The following is a 20,073-nucleotide window of genomic DNA, read 5'->3' as shown; positions in this document are numbered from 1 at the left end:
CAAAAAGTTTAGCGGTAGCCTGGTTTACCAGGCGAGAGCGACCCCGCGCCACCTACCTGCGGTTACGTAACCAAGCCACCCCAGTCCCGACCGTCGGTCGGAGCATTATTTTCAATTTCTGCATCCTTGCGGATGAAAGTTTCATGACTCACGCTGACGGACAGCAAAAGCCCCGCAACCAAAGTTGCGGGGCAACACGTTTTAAGCGTTAGCCTTGCTGAAGCCCTTCTCGAGTCCGTGCAGGATGCGCGTGAGCCCGAAGGTGAGGACAAAGTAAATGCAGGCGGTGATGATCAGCGGCAGGAAGGCGCGGAACGACGCGCCCTGCACCACTGAGGTTTGGAAGGTCAGTTCGCCCACCCCAATCACCGAGATGACGGAACCTTCCTTAATAACGGAGACGAATTCATTACCCAGTGCCGGCAAAATCGTGCGGATGGCTTGCGGCAACACCACCATCTGCATCGTCTGCCGCTGCGATAAGCCTAGCGAGCGTGCGGCTTCGCTCTGGCCTTTTGGCACCGCGTTGAGGCCGGACCGAATGATTTCGGCAACGTACGCACCGGAATTCAGGAACATCGCAATCGCCCCGGAAACGAAACCAGAAACGGTCAGACCGATGATCTGCGTGCCGAAGAACACGATGAACACTTGAATCAGCAGTGGCGTGCCGCGGACGAATTCAATGTAGACGTTGGCAATCGCCTTAAGAATCCACACGCGCGACCGCTTCATGAGGGCCAGGATTGTCCCGAGCACAAAACCCAGCGCCACCCCGATGACCGCCAGGCCGAGAGTGTATTCCGTCCCCTTTACGAAGTACGGTGCGTACTCCTGGAAGAAGCTCTTTTTGACCGTCATCTGTTTGATGGCGGCATTACGCCACTTGGTGATTGGGGCACCAATGACTTCTGTCTTCAGAATGTGGTTAATTTTGGCCTTCAGTACCGGCGAGTTCTTCGGCATCACGACGGCAGATTCGCCGCCGCCACCCGGAATTTTGGCTGGGGCAATGGCGAAGGCACTGTCCTGCATGATGTAGGACTTCGCAGTGGTCGTTGGTACCACAATCCCATCCAGCTTGCCCTGACTGAGTTGCGCGGCTTCATCTGTGACCTTCTTAAGTGAGGTCACCGTCGCGCCGTGCAGGTACTTCTTGGCCTGGTCTTCTTGAATGGTTGTGATTTGGGCACCAATCTTCGCGCCCTTGAAATCATTCAGCGTCTTAAACTTATTCTTGTCGGCCTTCTTGACCAGCACGACGTTCGGGTCGTTGAAGTATGGGGTGGAAAAGTCGACCCGCTTGGCCCGTTCCGGTGTTGGCGTAATCCCGGAGACAACCATGTCGACCTTGCCGGACTCCAATGCGGCCAGCAATGCATCATTGCTCATTTCCACCAACTTGAGTTTGACGCCCAAGCGCTTGGCGATCAGCTTGTCCATCGTCACGTCAAAACCGGTGATAATGTCCTTGCCGCCCACCGTGCTGTGGAATTCGTATGGTGCGTAGTCTGGCGACAGTCCCAGACGGAGGACGCCGGACTTTTGAATTTTGGTCAGCGCCGGGTCGGTCTTAGCCGCCGCGTGCGTCTGCTGCGTGTTCCCGCTAATACTAAGGCCGGCGCAAAGCGCCAGCCCCAGGACAATCTTCGTCATTAGTTTCATACTTAATCCTCATTCAGCAGTTTCTTTCCCTGAGCAATCTGCGCCTTGACCTGGGAGAAGGCAGTCCCCCGAAACTCGTGCGGCGTTCAACCGCAACGCGCGGATCGAGGTCGTGGTAGACGTCTTCTTCAATCAGATCACTGGCCGCCTGCAGTTCACTGAGCGGCATGTCTTGCAGCGCCGTGTGCTCCTGGATACCCTTGAGCACCAGCTGGCCGACCACCGAGTGCGCTTGCCGGAACGGTAGCCCCTTGCTGGCGAGGTAATCGGCCAGTTCGGTGGCGTTACTGAAGTCATTTTGTACGGCGGCCGCCATGTGGTCGTCCTTCACGTGGAGTGTTTGCAGCATCCCCGTCATCACGTGCAGGCTGCCCATGATGGTGGTCGTGGCGTCAAACACGCCTTCCTTGTCTTCCTGCATGTCCTTGTTGTAGGCCAGTGGCAGACCCTTCATCACCGTGAGCAGGCTCATCAGGTCGCCGTATACTCGGCCGACCTTCCCGCGAATCAGCTCCGCGTAATCCGCGTTCTTCTTCTGCGGCATGATGGACGAGCCCGTCGAGTATGCATCGTCCAGTTCCACGTACTGGTACTCGTAGGACGCCCAGATGATGAGTTCCTCGGACAAACGGGACAGGTGCATCATCAGCATGCTGCTGTTGGTCAGGTATTCAATAGCAAAATCACGATCGGACACGGCGTCCAGTGAGTTGCTGTACACGGCCTGGAACCCGAGCAAGTCGGCCGTCTGCTGACGGTCAATCGGAAAAGTCGTCCCGGCTAACGCCGCGGCACCGAGCGGCGACACGCTGGCGTGCTTAATGTTGAATTCGAAGCGCTCCTTGTCACGCTGCAACATGTTGAAGTAAGCCATGAAGTAGTGCCCCAGTGAAATTGGCTGGGCGTGCTGGAGGTGCGTGGTACCCGGCAAAATAGTATCGGTATGCGCCTCGGCTAACTGAATCAGGACGCCCTGCAGCTTATCGATGGCGGTGATCACCTCAGGCAAACGGTGCGTCACCCACAGGTGAAAGTCAGTTGCCACCTGGTCATTTCGGGAACGGGCCGTGTGCAACTTGCCGGCGACCGGGCCAATTTTGGCCGTCAGGATGGCCTCGATGTTCATGTGAATATCTTCGTTAGCGATGGTGAACTCATCCAGGGTTCCGTCCTGCAATTCTTGCGCGATTTCCTGGAGGCCAGCCTTAATCTGATTCACATCCCCCTGCGGCAAAATGCCGGTGCTGCCCAGCATGGTGACGTGCGCGATGGAACCTTCAATATCCTCGGCGGCCATTGCCTGGTCAAAATCAATGGAGGCGCCAAACTCCTGTGCAAACTCCGGGCTCACCGCGGTGAAGCGGCCTCCCCACATTTTTTAACGGCCATGGTGTGGCCTCCTTTCTTGTATGTAGGCTGCGAAAAAGAGCGGTTAGGACCGGTCATATAAGGTGCTGCAACTGAAAATCCCGCACTTAGGATTTTTAGTTGCAGTGCCTTATATGTTGAGGCCCTGCTCTTTTTCGCGCGACTGGATAGGCTGCGAAAGTGGGCGGTTAGACTCCGCTACGTAAGGGAATACCGGCTAAAATCCCGCTTTAAGGATTTTTGTCGGGATTGCCTTACGTATCAGGAGTCTGCCTACTTTCGCGCGACTGCGCAGCTGCCTGTCCAGTCTTTAAGCGGTGCGTGGTTGCGGGTTTCTACTTATTAGTAGCGGGTTTCTTAGCGGTCTTACCGTTCACCTGGGAGTAAACGGTGGTTGGCAGGCTCCACAGCTTGATGAAACCAGCTGCGGCTTCCTGGTCAAAGGAGTCGGCGGCGGTGTAGGTCGCTAGCTTCTCGTCGTAGAGAGAATTAGCACTCTGCCGCGCCACAGCGACGGCGCTACCCTTGAACATCTTGATTTTCACAATCCCGTTGACAACCTGCTGGGATTCGTCAATGAAGGCGTTCAGCGCGTCGCACAGTGGGGAGAACCAGAGGCCGTTGTAGATCATGTTGGTCAGTTGCTGTTCGACAATTGGCTTGAAGTGCGCGAGGTCACGTTCAAAAGTCAGGTCCTCGAGGTCCTTGTGGGCGGTCATGATGACTGCGGCACCTGGTGCCTCGTAGATTTCCCGGCTCTTGATGCCGACCAAACGGTTTTCGATGTGGTCAATCCGGCCAATGCCGTGCTTCCCGGCCATGTCGTTGAGCTTCAGGATCAACTTGTACAGTGGCAATTCCTCGCCGTTAATAGCAACGGGCAGCCCCTTAACAAAAGTCAGGTCGACGAATTCGGCTTCATCAGGTGCGTCTTCCGGTGCCACGGTCAATTCGTATGCATCGGCGGGTGCCTGGTTCCAAGGATTTTCAAGAATCCCGGCTTCGTTGGCACGACCCCAAAGGTTCTGGTCAATGGAGTATGGGGACTTCAGGCCGATTGGCACGGGCACGTTGTGCTCCTTGGCGTATTCGATTTCTTCTTCACGGGACCAGTGGAAGTCACGGATTGGCGCTTCAATCGCCATGTCGGGATCCAGAGCATGAATGGCGGCTTCAAAACGAACCTGGTCATTCCCCTTCCCGGTTGAGCCGTGCGCAATGGCAACCGCGCCGTTCTCATGGGCAATGTCGACGAGCTTCTTGATGATCAGCGGGCGGGACAGCGCGGAGACCAATGGGTACTCTCCTTCATATAGAAGGTTCCCTTTGATGACGGGTGCCACATAGTCAGCAGCGAACTCTTCCATGCCGTCAATGGCGTAGCTTTCGATGGCGCCAACGGTGAGTGCCTTTTCCTTAATAAAGTCGATGTCCTTGTCGACTTCACCAACGTTGAGTGTCACGGCGATCACTTCGTAGCCCTTATCGATGAGCCACGGAATCGCAACGGATGTGTCCAAGCCGCCTGAGTAAGCCAATACAATTTTCTTCGTCATAAGTCATTACCTCCGAGTAATTGAATTAATTCAGTTTGTTTATGCATTCATATTCGCTTTTGAAAAAGCTGGTGTCTGTATACTAGCATCTGTTTTCGGAAAAATAAACACCTAAATTCATTTTTTTCGTGAAAAAGTGCAAATTTCTGCATTTAACGTATTTTATTTGCATATAGTTGCAGATGGCGTATACTGCATGTATTGAATAAAAATGAATTAACAACCGAAACGGAGGTTCCTTCTATGAACACACACTTCCAGGGCAAATCCCTATTAAAAGAAATCGACTACACCCCTAGCGAGCTCTACACGCTCATTAAACTGGCTGAGCATCTCAAGTATCTAAAGAAGCACAACATCGAGCACCATTACTTGCAGGGCAAAAACATCGCGCTGCTCTTTGCAAAAACTTCAACCCGGACGCGTTCCGCCTTCACGGTTGCGGCCACCGACCTGGGGGCCCACCCCGAATTCCTCGGCGCCAGCGACATCCAGTTTGGCAAGAAGGAATCGCTCGCGGACACCGCCAAAATTCTGGGTTCTATGTATGATGGCATCGAGTATCGCGGTTTCGATCAGGACATCGTGGACGGCCTGGCCAAGTACTCTGGCGTTCCCGTCTGGAACGGTCTGACCGATGACTGGCACCCAACCCAGATGCTGGCAGACTTCATGACAATTGATGAAGTCTTCGGTCACATTAAGGACATCACGCTTACCTATTTAGGGGACGCGCGTAACAACGTCGCCAACTCCCTGCTGGTGACCGGCGCCATGCTCGGTGTGAACGTCCACCTGGTGGGTCCCAAGAGTCTCCAGCCAACGCAAAAGGTCCAGGACATCGCCGCCGGCTACGCCAAAGAATCCGGCGCCAAGCTACTGATCACTGACGACCTCAAGGCTGGCGTTCAGGGTAGCGACGTCCTTTACACCGACATCTGGGCATCCATGGGTGAAGAAGATAAGTGGGCTGAACGTATCAAGTTGCTGCAGCCTTACCAGCTCAACATGGCAGCCGTGAAGGCGACCGGCAACCCGAACACCATCGTGATGCACGACTTGCCGGCCTACCACGACCTCAACACCAAGTTGGCACAGAACATCCATGCTAAGTTCGGGCTAAGTGAGATGGAGATTACTGAGGAAGTCTTCAACGCACCGTTCGCCAAGCAGTTCCAAGAAGGCGAAAACCGGATGCACAGCATCAAAGCCATCCTCGCCGCCTCCCTCGGCAATTTGTTCATTCCAGCTTTGGTTGATCCAGAATAATTCGGTTAAAAAATTCCGGACGAAAGTCCGGTAACGGGGTGGTTTAGTTCCGCGCGGGGTGGTGACTTGCCGGGGACCGCTTCAGACCTTTGGTCTTCCGCTGGCAGATTTGCCGAAACCCACGTCAAATCTGCGCTCCCGATAAAAATGCCGTGGTACACGGCAAAACCCGCCGCATACCACAACATTTTTCTTTTCGGCAAGGTGGGCCACATCGCTACACCAAACCGCCCCGTTACCTTAGAGCACTCACATGATTGAGCAGAAAGACAACATGAACAAACTCCCATTATAAATTTGCAGATAGTCAATACTTTGTTCATATTTCGGCTTGCACGAGAAAACAATACCCACCAGTATTACTGCGAGCTACTTGTTCCTCTTGACAGCGTGAGTACGCAAAGGAGCGAGTGGCAAATGGTGAAGCGGGCGGCGGAGATGCTGGCGAAAAGAAAATGAGTTATGCATGGCTGGCGGGTTTTGCCGGGTGTGCACTACTCATTTTCTCGGGAGTGGGATTTTGACGCTGGGTTTGCGGCAAAATCGCCAGTGAAAGCCCAAAGCGCTTGAACGGTCCCCGCCAGCATCTCTGCCGAACGCGTAACCATTTGCCGCTCGCTCCGGCCGACCTCAAACTAAAACCAAAATTCACATTAAGAAACGGAAGTAGATTTTATGCAACGTTACCTTGTATTGGCGAATGGCTCCGTCTACGCTGGGACCGCGTTCGGATCACAGAAAGCGGCCGCCGGCGAGCTCGTCTTCACAACCGGAATGACTGGCTACCAGGAAGCCATCACTGACGCCTCATACCATGACCAAATCCTCACCTTCACTTACCCACTCATCGGTAACTACGGCGTGAACCCAGACGACTACGAGTCTGGTCATCCCCAACCCGCCGCCATTGTCGTGCACGAGCTTGCCCGCCGTCCCAGTAACTGGCGCGAAAGCATGAGTCTGGGTGATTGGGCCGCCATGTGCGAATTACCCGGGATTAGCGGCGTGGACACCCGCGCCCTGACTAAGGAAATTCGTGACGCCGGGGTCATGCAAGCCGCGCTCGTTGACGAGGTAACGCCAGCAATCATCGCGCAAGTTGCCAGTGCCCAGTATGGCCAGCAGCAAGTTGCCGCCGTCACCAGTCAGGCACCAGCGGCCTCTGCCGCCGCCGAACTGCGCGTCGGGGTGCTCGACTTTGGCTACAAGGACTCCATTTTGCGGGAGCTACATGCACGGGGCATGCAGACGGTACTGTTCCCTGCCACCACTGACGCCCAGACCATTCTGGACGCGGGTCTGGACGGAATGATGCTCAGTAACGGTCCCGGCAACCCTGAAGAACTCGCGGACGTATTGCCCGTGATTCGGGAACTGCAGGCGCAATTGCCACTGATGGCCATCTGCCTGGGACACCAGCTGTTCGCGCTGGCCAACGGTGCGCAGACCTACAAGCTAAAGTTTGGCCACCGCGGGTTTAACCACGCGGTGCGTAGCCTGGCTGATGGCAGCATTGGTTTCACCAGTCAGAACCACGGCTTCGCAGTCGCCAAGGATTCCCTGGCTGGTACCGGGCTGACCGTCACCCACGAAGAAATCAACGACGGCACGGTTGAAGGGCTCAAGCTAGTCGGCCACAACGCCTTTTCAGTGCAGTTCCACCCGGACGCCGCGCCTGGTCCGCACGATTACGCCGGCCTGTTCGACCAGTTCAAACGCAACATTCTCGCCGCAAAGGAGGCCCCTGCCCATGCCTAAACGCACGGATATTCACAAAATTCTCATTATTGGCTCCGGCCCCATCATCATCGGCCAAGCCGCGGAGTTCGACTACTCCGGCTCCCAGGCGGCCATCTCCCTGCGCGAAGAAGGCTACCAGGTTGTCCTGGTCAACTCCAACCCGGCCACCATCATGACCGACGCCGAAATGGCGGACAAAGTCTACATTGAGCCGCTCACCCTGCCTGCGCTCAAACCGATTCTGCAAAAGGAACGGCCCGACGCCATTTTGCCAACTCTGGGCGGCCAGACTGGGCTGAACATGGCGCGTGAGCTCAGTGAATCTGGCATTCTGGACGAACTGAACATCGAACTGCTGGGCACCAAAATGGCGGCCATCGACCAAGCCGAGGATCGCGAACAGTTCAAAGAACTGATGGAGCAGCTCGGCGAACCCGTGCCTGAATCCACCATCGCCACCACCGTGCAGGAAACTGTCGACTTCGCTACGCAAATTGGCTACCCCGTCATCGTCCGGCCCGCCTACACCATGGGCGGCACCGGGGGCGGTTTTGCCAACAACGAGCAGGAGCTACGCACCATTGCCGCGGGCGGGCTGGAACTGTCGCCCGTGACCCAGGTACTCATCGAGCGCTCCATCGCCGGCTTCAAGGAAATCGAGTTCGAAGTGATGCGCGACGCCCACGACGATGCGCTCATCGTGGCCTCAATGGAGAATTTTGACCCCGTTGGCGTGCACACCGGCGACTCAATTGTCGTCGCGCCCGTGCAGACGCTGGCCGACAAGGAGTACCAGATGCTGCGGGACGCGGCGCTGAAGATTATCCGCGCGCTCAAGATTGAGGGCGGCTGCAACATCCAGATGGCACTGGATCCGCAGAGCTTCAAGTACTACATCATTGAAGTGAACCCGCGGGTGTCCCGCTCCTCCGCCCTCGCCAGCAAGGCCACCGGTTACCCAATTGCCAAGATGGCCGCCAAAATCGCGGTGGGCCTAAACCTCGACGAAATCACCAATCCCGTCACCGGGACGACCCTCGCCGAGTTCGAACCGGCGCTGGACTATGTGGTCGTCAAAATTCCGCGCTGGCCCTTTGATAAGTTCGCTAGCGCCGACCGGACGCTGGGCACGCAGATGAAAGCGACCGGGGAAGTCATGGCGATTGGCCGCACCTTTGAAGAGGCCATGAACAAGGCGGTTCGTTCACTCGAAATTGGTACCCCAGGGCTAGCCAGCAAGCGTTACGGCACCATCAGTTCTGGCGCCCTGATGAGCGCCATCAAGCCCGGCGTGGCCACCGACGAGCGTCTCTTCCAGGTGACGGAACTGCTGCGGCGCGGCATCAGCATTGAGGCCCTGAACACGGTAACCGGCATCGACGCGTTCTTCTTGGACAAGCTGCTGCACATCACCGAGCTGGAAGCCCAGCTCAAAATCGGCCCAGTGCCGACTGCCATTTTGCAAGCTGCCAAGAAGTACGGGCTCGGCGACCTGACGATTGCCCAGCTCAGCGGCAACAGCGAGCTGACGATTCGTAAGCAGCGCCAGGCGGCCGGCATCGCGCCGGTCTACAAAATGGTCGACACCGTCGCCGGTGAGTTCGCCAGCAAGACGCCCTACTTCTACTCCACTTACGAGCAGGTCACCGAGAGCACGAAGCTGACTAAGCCGTCTGTACTGGTGCTGGGTAGCGGACCGATTCGCATCGGTCAGGGTGTCGAATTCGACTACGCCACCGTGCACGCCGCCGAGAGCATCCGCAAGGCCGGTTACGCGGCCATTATCATCAACTCCAACCCGGAGACGGTTTCCACCGACTTCTCGGTGTCCGACAAGTTGTACTTCGAGCCGCTGACTTTTGAAGACGTCATGAACGTCATTGAACTCGAACAGCCGGTCGGCGTGGTCGTTCAGTTTGGCGGCCAAACCGCCATCAACCTGGCAGCCCCACTGGCAGCGGCGGGTGTCAAAATTCTGGGCACGAAACTTGAAGACATTGACCGGGCCGAGGACCGGGAAGGCTTCAACGCCGTCATGCAGCAACTCGGCCTGCCGCAACCCGTCGGCAAAACGGCGATGACCACGCCAGAAGCCATCGCGGCAGCCAATGAGATTGGCTACCCCGTCCTCATCCGCCCATCCTACGTTCTCGGCGGCCGGGCGATGGAAATCGTGCGCGACGAAGCTGAACTGCGCGATTACATCGACCGCGCGGTGTCCATTAGTAATGAGCACCCCGTTCTCATCGACTCCTACCTCACTGGGCAGGAAGCCGAAGTGGACGTCATCGCGGACGGCACAACCGCCGTCATCCCGGGCATTATGCAACACATCGAGCGCGACGGGGTGCACTCCGGTGACTCGATGGCGGTCTACCCGCCGCAAACGCTCAGCTCCAAGGTGCAAGCCGAGATGGCGCACGCCGCGACGGCGCTGGCCGGCGCACTGCACACCATTGGCATCATGAACGTGCAGTTCGTCATCCATAACGACACCGCCTACGTGATTGAAGTGAACCCACGGGCCTCGCGGACGGTGCCGTTCATCAGCAAGGTGACCGGAATCCCGATGACCCAGCTGGCAACCAGCGTAATGCTCGGCACGAAGCTCGCCGACCTTGGGTACAAGACCGGCCTCGTCGCCGCTAAGAACATGGTGCACGTCAAGGCGCCGGTCTTCTCCTTCACCAAGCTGCCGGGCGTAGACCCGCTGCTGTCGCCGGAGATGAAGTCGACCGGTGAAGTCATGGGTAGCGGCAAGACCTTCGGCGATGCCCTCGCCCGCGCCTTCGCCGGTGCCAAAATGCACATCCCAACCAGCGGCCAAGTGCTCTGCACCCTCGCTGACTCGGATCTGCAGGATGCAGATGACTTGCTGACGCAGCTCACCACCGCCGGCTACAGCGTGGCCTTGCCAGCCGCGCAGGCAACTGCGATTGGCAGGCCCGAGCTCGGCATCAGTGCTGCGGCCATGCTCACGGCTGTACCAACGGCCGCACTGGTCATCAGCACACTACCGGTTGAGGAAGCCGGCGCGACAGAACTCCGCCAGGCGGCGATTGCGGACAAAATTCCGCTGTTCACCTGCCTCGATACTGTCTACGCGATTCTGAAGGCGGTAGCAGAACACCCCGAAATGATTGCCAAGTAGCTGTGCCTTTTCAGCACATTGGCCATTAACCGAATCCCCCGCACGCGACCACCCCTTCGTTCGCGTGCGGGGGATTTCTGTTGTTGCTGTCCGTGTAAGCGTTGAAACTTTCAATCAATTCATCCGCAAGGATGATAATAGTGGTGAAAGTTTCAGGCTACGCTGGCGAGAATGGACATGTAATCTGAAAAAGTTACAGAGTGAAGAGTTCATCTGTCTTCTCAAACATCGTGAATACTGTTGCCGCAGCCTCTCTATGTACACGAGACAGTCATCTCCTAGTCACGATCGATGTGTAGCCGAGCGGTTAGTGCGGTATTTACTGCTTAGTAACGTGTTGGCCACGGAGGCGTGAGTGTGCTTGGGCGGAGCGGAGGGAACGGAGTCGGGCGACAAGATAATCTGCAGTGTATGCCCGGCGTGGGTCTTGCCGGGTGTACACTGCAGATTATCTCAGGAGCGCAAATTTGACGCCGGGTTTGCGGCAAATTTGCCAGCGGAAGACGGCAAGGCCGCCTGGAGCGGTCCCGCCCGACGTAGTTCACCGGAGCGCAGCCCAAGCGCACTCACGCCGGAGTTGCCGACTCCCACCGCCTAACGGCGGCGACAAAAAAGAGCCCCCTTGCGAGAGCTCTCAAAAAACTAGTGCACCAGTGCACGCTTAACGCCGCGCTTGGCAAAGTCGGCTGCGTACTTACGCATCGTGCTGTAAATTTTGGCTGCTTCCTCCGCGTTGCCGCGCAATTCGTACAGCCCAATCAGCGGAGAGTTGAAGCGGCGCGCGTAGTGCTTGGCGGTGAGGCCAAACTGCGCGTTGAAGTTGCGGTTGCCGCTGCCGATGACGCCCAACAGGTTGTCGTGATTGCCGTCGTCCAGCTCGTCGCGGAAGTCGAGGGTCAGAACTTCCTTGTAGCCGTTGTTGATGCCGTCGCCGCCATCCAGGTAAGTTGGCACCATGACAAAATACGGCTGGTCCATGATGGAAACGTCGCACTGCTCGTCGTATTCCACCGCGTGCAGCAATGGTGCAACGGCGTCCAAAGCATTTTGCTTCTTGGCTTCGGCTTCGAGCTTGCCAACGAATGAACGCGTGTTACCAGAGATGGACACGTAAAAGAGGTTAATTGCAGCCGTCATTACTTGTCACCTTCTTCAGGGTCATCGGCAATCCCGATGTTGTAGTCGTCGTCATTCATGGCTTCAACCTGACCAAGCAAGTAACCGTTCCCGACCTGGGAGAAGAAGTCGTGGTTGGAGGTTGTCGTGTTGATCCCGTTCATGATGATTGGGTTCACGTCGCTGGCGGTCGTTGGGAAGAGGCCTTCCTTACCCAAGTTCATCAGCGCCTTGTTGGCGTTGTACTGGACAAAAGTCATGACTTCGTTCGTCCAGCCGACCTGATCGTAGCACAGACCCGCGTACTTTTCTTCGTTGGCGTAGAGCTTGTAGAGCAAGTCGTAGGCCCAATCGTCTTGTGCCTGCTTCTCGGCGTCAGTCAGCTGGTTGTAGGCAACCTGGTACTTGTAGCCAATGTAGGTGCCGTGCACGGATTCGTCACGCAGAATCAACTTGATGATTTCGGCGACGTTGTTGAGCTTGTTGTTGCCCAGGTAGTACAGCGGCGTGTAGAAACCAGAGTAGAACAGGCAGGTTTCCAGGAAGACGTTGGCAACCTTCTTGTGCAGTGGGTCTGGATCGTTGCGGTAGATGTCGACAATCCACTGCGCCTTGTTCTGCAGGAAGTCTTCAGAATCGGACCACTGGAAAATCTCGTCGATTTCACTCTGCGTGTTCAAGGTGGAGAAAATCGTGGAGTAGGACTTGGCATGCACGGATTCCATGAACTGAATGTTGTTCAGCACGGCCTTTTCGTGCGGCGTAATGGCGCCGGTGGTCAGCGCGCGCATGCCGTCCTGGCTCTGCACGGTGTCCAGCAAGGTGAGACCGCCGAAGACGTGGCCAACAACCCACTGGTGGTCGCTGTCCAGCTCGCGCCAGTCGTCCATGTCGTTGGAAACCGGAATGCGGGTGTCCAACCAGAACTGTTCGGTCAGCTTTTCCCAAGTGGCCTTGTCGATGTCATCACTCACACGGTCCCAGTTGATGGCCTTATAGTTACCAATTTCGCTCAATTTGTCTGTCATGATAGGCGTTCCCCTCTTTTTGCAAAATAACAATTACATTCTCGATGCCGCTAATTATACCGTATCCAGACACAAGATATAGTGCTTGCGACAAATTTGTAACATGAATTTTTACCGCTAATCACCGCATTTTCACTGTATGATAGCGCATCGTCGTGCATAAACCGCGCGGGGGTGCGCTTTGAAATATTCATCTGCACAAACGCAATATATAGTCAAAAGATTGACCCGTAACACTAGATAAAGTATGATAATGACATCAGAACGAAAGCAAAGAAGGTTGAACATTATGAAGAACATTACCCTGTTTACGAAGAACGGCTGCCCCCAGTGCCGGATGACCCGCAACTACCTGAGCACCCACAACATCCCGTTCACCGAGCGCAATATTAATAACGAGCCAGAAGCCATTGACTACCTCAAGGCGCAGGGCTTCAAGGCCGTCCCTGTCGTCGAGGCTGACGGCATGACACCGTTCTCCGGCTTCCGTCCGGACGCACTCGCTAAACTCAACTAATAACTTCTAAAAAGCAGCGCACGAAGGAGCTGCGACACTGTCGCGGCTCCTTCGTTTTCGCTTCAAGATACTAACTAATAGAAAGTGGGAAACGCAATGGGCATCAAGGAAATCGATCCGGGTCAAGTCACATACTTCAAGCTGAACAACGAAATCAACATCCCCGTTAACGGCCAGATTCCGCTGGAAAAGGACAAGGAGGCCCTCGCCGCCTTCTTTAAGGAAAACGTTGAGCCCAACACGATGCGTTTTGCCTCATTAAAGGAACGGCTCGACTACCTGGTCGCCAACGACTACTACGAAGCCGAGTTCCTGAGCAAATACAGTGACGCCTTCAAGCAGGAATTGAGCGACTACCTGGCTGCGCAAGGCTTCCAGTTCCAGAGCTTCATGGCCGCCTACAAGTTCTACGCCCAGTACGCGCTCAAGACCAACGACGGCGAATCCTACCTTGAAGGCTTCCCAGAACGCGTCTTCGCCAACGCCCTCTTCTTCGCTGATGGCAGTGAAGACCTGGCCCGCACGCTCGCGGACGAAATGATCCACCAGCGCTACCAGCCGGCAACACCTAGTTTCCTGAACGCTGGTCGCGCCCGCCGTGGTGAGCTCGTGTCCTGTTTCCTGCTCCAGGTCGGCGACGACATGAACAGCATCGGCCGCGCGATTAACTCCGCGCTCGAACTCTCCCGTATCGGTGGTGGGGTCGGTATCACGCTGTCTAACCTGCGTGAAGGTGGCGCCCCCATCAAGGGTATCGAAGGCGCCGCTAGCGGCGTGCTCCCAGTCATGAAGCTGCTGGAAGACTCCTTCTCCTACTCCAACCAACTTGGCCAGCGTCAGGGTGCCGGTGTCGTTTACCTGAACGTCTTCCATCCCGACATCATCGCTTTCCTGGGTGCCAAGAAGGAAAACGCGGATGAAAAATACCGCCTGAAGACGCTCAGCCTTGGTGTCATCGTCCCCGACAAGTACTACGAACTCGTCCGCGAAGACGCCGACATGTACCTCTTCTCCCCGTACAGCGTTGAACGTGAATACGGCAAGCCATTCTCCTACATTGACATCACCAAGGAATACGACAAGCTGGTTGCCAACCCGAACATCCGCAAGACCAAGATTCGCGCCCGCGACCTGGAAACCGAGATCAGCAAGCTCCAGCAAGAATCCGGCTACCCTTACATCATGAACGTCGACACGGCCAACAACGCTAGCCCGATTGACGGCAAAATTATCATGAGTAACCTCTGCTCGGAAATCATGCAGGTGCAGACCCCTTCCCAGATTAACAACCGTCAGGAATACGACGTGCTCGGCACCGACGTTTCTTGTAACCTCGGCTCCACCAACATCCCCAACTTGATGAAGTCGCCGAACTTCGAGAAGAGTGTCGACGCCATGGTCCGCGCCCTGACCTACGTGACCGACAATAGCAAAATTGACGTGGTTCCATCCGTCCAGCACGGCAACGACCTCGCGCATTCCATCGGCCTCGGGGCCATGGGTCTGCACACTTACTTTGCTAAGCACCACATGGAATACGGTAGTCCTGAATCCCTGGACTTCACCAACATCTACTTCCTGCTGCTGAACTTCTACACGCTCAAGGCCTCCAACGCCATCGCGCGTGAACGCGGCCAGGTCTTCCACAATTTCGCCAAGAGCAAGTACGCGGACGGCAGCTACTTCGACCGTTACATTGAAAAGGACTGGCAGCCAAAGTACCCAGAAGTAGCGCAGCAGTTCGCTGGCATCCACATCCCCACCACAGAAGACTGGGTTGCCCTGCGCGATGACGTGGTGAAGTACGGTCTCTACCACCAGAACCGCATGGCCGTCGCTCCAAACGGCTCCATCAGTTACATCAACGACACCAGCTCTTCCCTGCACCCAATCGTGAACCGCATCGAGGACCGCCAGGAGAAGACCATCGGGACGATTTACTACCCAGCTAGTGGTCTGGCTAACGATACCCTGCCATACTACAAGAGTGCCTACGACACCGACATGCGTAAAGTCGTCGACGTTTACGCCGCCGCCCAGCAGCACGTCGATCAGGGTATGTCCATGACCTTCTTCATGCGCAGCACGATTCCAGAAGGTATCTACCCGTGGAAAGCTGGGCGAACAAACAAGATGACCACCCGCGATCTCAACATCCTGCGCAACTACGCACACGCTAAGGGCATCAAGTCCATCTACTACATCCGAACGTTTACGGATGATGCGGATGAAATTGGGGCAAATGCTTGCGAGAGTTGCTCGATTTAGGACAGTAAAAAAGCCTCCGAAAAGGAGGCTTTTTTATATACAGAAGTAATAGTTAAGCAAATTTATTCTAGCTTTGGTAAAAATTATGAGCTGTTAACTATCTCTGTCCACATCTAGGGTTGCATATCAGTTCAACATTTGTTGAACATCATTAGTCATTTCCTGATTAACACCACTCGTCATCGCCAATGTTCCATCGTAAACAGTTCCATCACTTGTAATTCCAATTGTTTCAGCGTGTGCGCCATTTGCAGGGTCACCACCTGGGGCATAACTGAAAGTTACGAGATATAGCATATTAACATCGGACCCATCAAGGTTTCCCAGTGGCTGATTGGTTTCAACAGAATAGGCACTCACATCATCCTTGGATTCACCTTTGGCTTGTTCCTGTTCTACAAACCTCATAAACGAATCTGCATTGGGAAAGATGTCCGTCACGGTCTTCTTTTTACTGTATTTAGACTGAATCGTCGCTACGCTCTGCTGATTGTCTGATTTACTTTCAGTCTTGTCTATTTTATAAGTGCCAAAATCCGGATTATCACAACTGAGTTTCACATCATTACCCACGTGTTCAACTGACACCACGACACTATTGCCAAAGGTATTACTACCAGTTGACGAGTAGGTCTTATTGCGTTCAGGATGATCAGTTCCAGTGGCGTCAATGTACAGCGGAGTTTTTGCAGTTGTTTTCAATTCCAACTGTTGCTTCTCAGTATTGAAAACAAACGTCCCTTCTGCATATTCAACATCAATTGTTCCCGTCTTTTTCGCAACGGGTTCACCCATCCACGAGAAATGATTACCGTTAAAATTAAGCACTGCTAAATATGGTTTCGCGTCAGTCTCTGTGTTCATGGCGTTAAAATACGAAGTACCCAAGAGGCCATATGAATCATTGTAATTATTTTGTTCAGTCTGGTAGAAATCAGCATAACTTTGAACATTACGCTTGCGTACTTTCATGGTCGTAGATTCAAGTTTTAGCTGAGAGCCGCTAACCATTAATTGCGCCATTTTTGCTTGCGAACCTGTCAGCTTCGTTTTATCTTCCTGCTTGCTGACGGTTAGCGGGGCTTTATCGTTATTGGTTTCACTTTCATTTGGGAACGTTGCTGTTGCAACTTTTTCAACCGAAAAACTTGCCTTGTTCTTTTGCTTGTTCAGCTTGTAAGTGCCGGTACGTAACTGAATATTTTTTTGAACATAGTCGCTTATTTTAGCTGTGAAGGTTCCATCTGAAGCCAAAGATACTTCATAAGCATTCCCTTTCTGCTTTCCTACGTAGGTTTTGTTCTGGATTGTTAAGGCTGTTTTACTGGTCTGAGAAGCCCCGTTTGAACTACTAGTTTTTCTGTTAGCTCCGCAAGCTGCCAAAAGCACAACCGAAGAGACAGTCAGGACTAGGCCAAGCACACTTTTTTTCTTCATGATTTTCTCCATTCGTATTAGTTAAGTTAGTAATATATACACAAGTAGCCGCATTTTTCTATCGTCATACTGACAACTACCACAAACACATCATCAGTTTGTGTGTCTAGTTCATTTTATTGTGATACTTCCGGTAAATACTGCTTAAGTCAGAGCTAAATGATTTTGAAGGAGTATACTGCAAAGCTTCCCCATACTTCTCCAAAAATATTCTCGGTCCAGACAGATAATTCCCTACGTGAAGTGTCATCTTTTTTGGAAATGGGGTCTGAGATTCTGTCATATCTGCCTTTGATTGAATATCATGATACATTTGCCCTCGAGTAGTAAAGATCAACTTAACAGTTTGTGTTTTGGCATTCACTTCGTATGTTCCACGTGCAAGTGCCAAATTGTGTATGGTGCTTTCGTCAGACAATTGTTGTACTTCATTTGCGAATACAAAACGACCATTCTTCAAATACAAATCGGTATTTGAAACCTTGTCATCGTTCGTCTCGGTATTTCCTTGAAAATCGTAGGAGTTTAAAGACCGCTCCACCTGATGCTTATAATCCTGTTGAACACTCTCCAACGTATTCTGCTTTTGCTTTGTGCTATGCGCGTGCTCTCCCTTTTCTAACCCCACTGGAATCATTCGTCCATTCTTAATTTTGAACTTCAATTCTGATGCACGATCACTCACGTTTTCAAAATTTGTGTAACCCGCCACCGCATTCTGATTGGAATTGTCCTTTTCAGCTGCCCAATTTGGCTTAAGCGTTACAACGTTGTTCTTTCGAACATAACGCCCTGAAATCAATGCCTCATTGGATTCACCATTGTTTGCATTGTCCTGTCCACTAGTAATCATTTTAACTTCTGCTTGATGGTTCTTTTTAAAAGCTACTCGCATCGAAATCTTAGCATTCTCACTATTGATGGATATATCGTACATAACCCCGTTATCTTGTACTTTAGAAACCAGTGTTTTGGTAAACTTACCGCAAGCCGTTAATTCAAACACTAAGAGCAACCCAAGAACCATTACATATTTTTTCAAATGCATTCTTACACCCCATACTTATTTTTCAGGCATCTGACAGTTCATACTATCTACTTTTTTAGTCTGCCAATGCTGATTGTCTGAATCGCTGTTTTCCTTATCCAAGGTAAACAAATAAATATCACCGTTGTCGGGATCATAACCGTAATCGACACCGACATCGTCAGAGTTATAGTCCTCGTTCTTTAAATACAATTTGTACACAACTCGGCCATTATCAGAAGTAAACATATATCGGAATTCAAAATCACCAAACACGATTTCGTTTTTCTTCGACATACGATCCTGGTAATCATCAAATGCAAGGTCTCGAAATTTATTGATTTTTTCATCATCACTAAGGTCGCTGAAATCGTGGTTTTCTTCCTTTACCGCTGGTGAATCGGGATTGTTATCATTCTCCGGATCGGTTCGCTTGGTTGCCCACATAGCAATTGCATCTGGATGCAACGCAAGTAACTGTTTACGCGTCATGCTACTGGACGGAGACGCTTTGAATGTTCCCATTTTCAATGATGAATTCTTCAGTGTGTAATTCCCATCCCCATTAAAATTCAACTCTATAGAGTCCTTAGCAATCGGAAACGCGGACTTACTAATGTAATCAACCTCATTCTGCTCGGTTCGATCAATTGCCCCGTGATAGGTTGGTGTCTTAGTACCAAACTTTAATTTCAATTTTCCGGTATCAGGATTAAAACTAGTCATTCCATCCGCATAAGCAATTGAACCACCGTCCAATTGATTGGTGTACTCGAGCGAAAATTTGCGACCACTAAACACAATCAAAGTTTCCTGGTAATCTTCCTTGTCAGCAACGAAGGGCGCACTCGCCAGTTTCTGATATACCTTTGAAAAAGCGACACTCTCCTTCTTATAAAATGTCGTCAAATCGTGGATCTGTTCATGTGCTGGATGCAGTTTTACGCCGTAATATTGAACATTTCGCCCTTTAACACGTAATAAACCACCATTATCCTTTAACTTATCCGATTTCGATATTCCCGATGGAACATCCTTGCTTACCTCAAGTTTGCTGTTAAATTCCGCAGACACTTCTTTTTTCTGATGCATTAAAATGGAGTCATTGTCTGATTGTGACTCAAATTTGCCTTCAACCATTGTGATGTTGGAATCGGAAGTTATCTTTCCGGTATAGGTGCCGTCGTTTCGAAAACTAAACGCATATCTGGTTCCATGATCAACCCCTTCAAACGACCCGGGTCGCGTCAATACACTTTTAGCGCTACAACCTGCTAAAACAAGGGTGACAATGGCACCCACTAGAATGAGGCCACGTCTCATTTTCCACTTCATATGATTTTCTCTCCAAAGTCATTACTGATTTTTATTGCTGTTCTATTTGTGCTTTGTACTTAGCGTATAAACTATTAACGTTGGACTGGAACTTCTTTTCTCGTACAAATTGGACATTATTGTGTTTTTCATCCCACAAAACATTGTTAACTTTCAACACTCGTGAGCGAGGAAAGGATATATCGGAATCACTATTAACAGTTCCTGGACTTTGCTCTGTAAAAACTAATTTAATCGTGCCATTTGAAAAATTAATTTGATAATTACCGCGACCAACCACAACCCATTTTCCATGTTCCCCGCCAGCACAAACAAATTTTCCATTCTTCAGATATAGCTTGCCTGGGCTGTCAGAAATCTCTATATCTTTAAATTGCCACCCATTTAAATGCTCAATCAACTTTTGTCTGTAGTACTGTTTAACATCAACACTGCTGTTATTCTGAACCGAGTCGGCTTTGCTTACGGCAAATTTTCCATTATTGCTAGACACCTGAACCAATTTGTCCTGGTCGAGTTTAAATTTTGCAGTAAATTTCGTCTTAGACGGGCCGCCAAAGTCTGCATATTTAGGAACAATCTTTCCGTTACGCATC

General features: G+C 52.5%; 13 protein-coding genes and 1 pseudogene. 5 read left to right on the top strand and 9 right to left on the bottom strand.

Annotated features, from left to right (window positions below):
* Positions 1 to 201 precede the first annotated feature (201 nt).
* From EKM97_RS04355 to EKM97_RS04345, 3 genes and pseudogenes are all read right to left on the bottom strand, one after another.
* Positions 202 to 1,665, bottom strand: coding sequence for an ABC transporter substrate-binding protein/permease (locus tag EKM97_RS04355; RefSeq protein ID WP_318530769.1), 1,464 nt, complete (start codon positions 1,663 to 1,665; stop codon positions 202 to 204).
* A 2-nt stretch (positions 1,666 to 1,667) separates the two neighbouring features.
* Positions 1,668 to 3,040, bottom strand: a pseudogene (gene argH / locus EKM97_RS04350) (argininosuccinate lyase).
* A 328-nt stretch (positions 3,041 to 3,368) separates the two neighbouring features.
* Positions 3,369 to 4,589: an argininosuccinate synthase gene (locus EKM97_RS04345; protein WP_125571060.1), complete on the bottom strand. Its 1,221-nt coding sequence runs from the start codon at positions 4,587 to 4,589 to the stop codon at positions 3,369 to 3,371.
* Positions 4,590 to 4,832: 243 nt separating this feature from the next.
* Here EKM97_RS04345 and argF point away from each other — a divergent pair, with 243 nt between their 5' ends.
* The 3 genes from argF (at position 4,833) to carB (ending at position 10,749) form a co-directional block, all read left to right on the top strand.
* Positions 4,833 to 5,858, top strand: coding sequence for an ornithine carbamoyltransferase (gene argF, locus EKM97_RS04340; RefSeq protein WP_125571059.1), 1,026 nt, complete (start codon positions 4,833 to 4,835; stop codon positions 5,856 to 5,858).
* Between the two features lie 675 nt (positions 5,859 to 6,533).
* Positions 6,534 to 7,616 (top strand): carbamoyl phosphate synthase small subunit, encoded by a 1,083-nt coding sequence (locus EKM97_RS04335; RefSeq protein WP_125571058.1) that lies wholly within the window; start codon positions 6,534 to 6,536, stop codon positions 7,614 to 7,616.
* Entirely contained in the window at positions 7,609 to 10,749 is a 3,141-nt protein-coding gene (gene carB, locus EKM97_RS04330) for a carbamoyl-phosphate synthase large subunit (protein WP_125571057.1), read from the top strand. Before EKM97_RS04335 ends, carB begins: the two co-directional genes overlap by 8 nt.
* Positions 10,750 to 11,391: 642 nt before the next feature.
* Here carB and EKM97_RS04325 read toward each other — a convergent pair.
* Complete coding sequence (locus EKM97_RS04325; protein ID WP_125571056.1) at positions 11,392 to 11,886, bottom strand: class Ib ribonucleoside-diphosphate reductase assembly flavoprotein NrdI; 495 nt, start codon at positions 11,884 to 11,886, stop codon at positions 11,392 to 11,394.
* Entirely contained in the window at positions 11,886 to 12,893 is a 1,008-nt protein-coding gene (gene nrdF / locus EKM97_RS04320) for a class 1b ribonucleoside-diphosphate reductase subunit beta (protein WP_125571055.1), read from the bottom strand. The genes EKM97_RS04325 and nrdF overlap by 1 nt, the downstream gene beginning before the upstream one ends.
* A 289-nt stretch (positions 12,894 to 13,182) precedes the next feature.
* On the opposite strand from nrdF, the gene nrdH reads away from it, so the two are divergent.
* Both nrdH and nrdE read left to right on the top strand, forming a co-directional pair.
* The gene (nrdH, locus tag EKM97_RS04315) at positions 13,183 to 13,410 is read left to right on the top strand and encodes a glutaredoxin-like protein NrdH (RefSeq protein WP_125571054.1); all 228 of its coding nucleotides are present in this window, start codon (positions 13,183 to 13,185) and stop codon (positions 13,408 to 13,410) included.
* A gap of 96 nt (positions 13,411 to 13,506) precedes the next feature.
* Positions 13,507 to 15,678 carry a class 1b ribonucleoside-diphosphate reductase subunit alpha gene (gene nrdE, locus EKM97_RS04310; protein WP_125571053.1) on the top strand — a complete coding sequence of 724 codons (2,172 nt, stop codon included), beginning with the start codon at positions 13,507 to 13,509 and terminating at the stop codon, positions 15,676 to 15,678.
* A gap of 126 nt (positions 15,679 to 15,804) precedes the next feature.
* Here the strand turns inward: nrdE and EKM97_RS04305 are convergent, their stop codons facing one another.
* From EKM97_RS04305 to EKM97_RS04290, 4 genes are all read right to left on the bottom strand, one after another.
* A complete protein-coding gene (locus EKM97_RS04305; RefSeq protein WP_125571052.1) occupies positions 15,805 to 17,115 on the bottom strand; it encodes a hypothetical protein in 1,311 nt (436 codons plus the stop codon).
* A 106-nt stretch (positions 17,116 to 17,221) separates the two neighbouring features.
* Positions 17,222 to 18,163 (bottom strand): hypothetical protein, encoded by a 942-nt coding sequence (locus EKM97_RS04300; RefSeq protein ID WP_125571051.1) that lies wholly within the window; start codon positions 18,161 to 18,163, stop codon positions 17,222 to 17,224.
* A 15-nt stretch (positions 18,164 to 18,178) separates the two neighbouring features.
* Positions 18,179 to 19,477 carry a hypothetical protein gene (locus EKM97_RS04295; protein WP_125571050.1) on the bottom strand — a complete coding sequence of 433 codons (1,299 nt, stop codon included), beginning with the start codon at positions 19,475 to 19,477 and terminating at the stop codon, positions 18,179 to 18,181.
* 31 nt (positions 19,478 to 19,508) lie between these two features.
* A complete protein-coding gene (locus EKM97_RS04290; protein WP_125571049.1) occupies positions 19,509 to 20,072 on the bottom strand; it encodes a hypothetical protein in 564 nt (187 codons plus the stop codon).
* Position 20,073: the final 1 nt, after the last annotated feature.

The organism is Lacticaseibacillus songhuajiangensis, from assembly GCF_003946025.1.
GTDB lineage: Bacteria > Bacillota > Bacilli > Lactobacillales > Lactobacillaceae > Lacticaseibacillus > Lacticaseibacillus songhuajiangensis.
This window is presented reverse-complemented; position numbering and strand designations above follow the sequence as displayed.

Bases quoted from the DNA above. Each gene is read 5' to 3' on its own strand.
- EKM97_RS04295 (WP_125571050.1), bottom strand. From the start codon at position 19,477: ATGAAGTGGAAAATGAGACGTGGCCTCATTCTAGTGGGTGCCATTGTC.
- nrdH (WP_125571054.1), top strand. From the start codon at position 13,183: ATGAAGAACATTACCCTGTTTACGAAGAACGGCTGCCCCCAGTGCCGG.
- EKM97_RS04335 (WP_125571058.1), top strand. From the start codon at position 6,534: ATGCAACGTTACCTTGTATTGGCGAATGGCTCCGTCTACGCTGGGACC.
- nrdE (WP_125571053.1), top strand. From the start codon at position 13,507: ATGGGCATCAAGGAAATCGATCCGGGTCAAGTCACATACTTCAAGCTG.
- EKM97_RS04300 (WP_125571051.1), bottom strand. From the start codon at position 18,163: ATGCATTTGAAAAAATATGTAATGGTTCTTGGGTTGCTCTTAGTGTTT.
- argF (WP_125571059.1), top strand. From the start codon at position 4,833: ATGAACACACACTTCCAGGGCAAATCCCTATTAAAAGAAATCGACTAC.
- EKM97_RS04305 (WP_125571052.1), bottom strand. From the start codon at position 17,115: ATGAAGAAAAAAAGTGTGCTTGGCCTAGTCCTGACTGTCTCTTCGGTT.
- EKM97_RS04325 (WP_125571056.1), bottom strand. From the start codon at position 11,886: ATGACGGCTGCAATTAACCTCTTTTACGTGTCCATCTCTGGTAACACG.
- EKM97_RS04345 (WP_125571060.1), bottom strand. From the start codon at position 4,589: ATGACGAAGAAAATTGTATTGGCTTACTCAGGCGGCTTGGACACATCC.
- nrdF (WP_125571055.1), bottom strand. From the start codon at position 12,893: ATGACAGACAAATTGAGCGAAATTGGTAACTATAAGGCCATCAACTGG.
- EKM97_RS04355 (WP_318530769.1), bottom strand. From the start codon at position 1,665: ATGAAACTAATGACGAAGATTGTCCTGGGGCTGGCGCTTTGCGCCGGC.
- carB (WP_125571057.1), top strand. From the start codon at position 7,609: ATGCCTAAACGCACGGATATTCACAAAATTCTCATTATTGGCTCCGGC.
- EKM97_RS04290 (WP_125571049.1), bottom strand. From the start codon at position 20,072: ATGCGTAACGGAAAGATTGTTCCTAAATATGCAGACTTTGGCGGCCCG.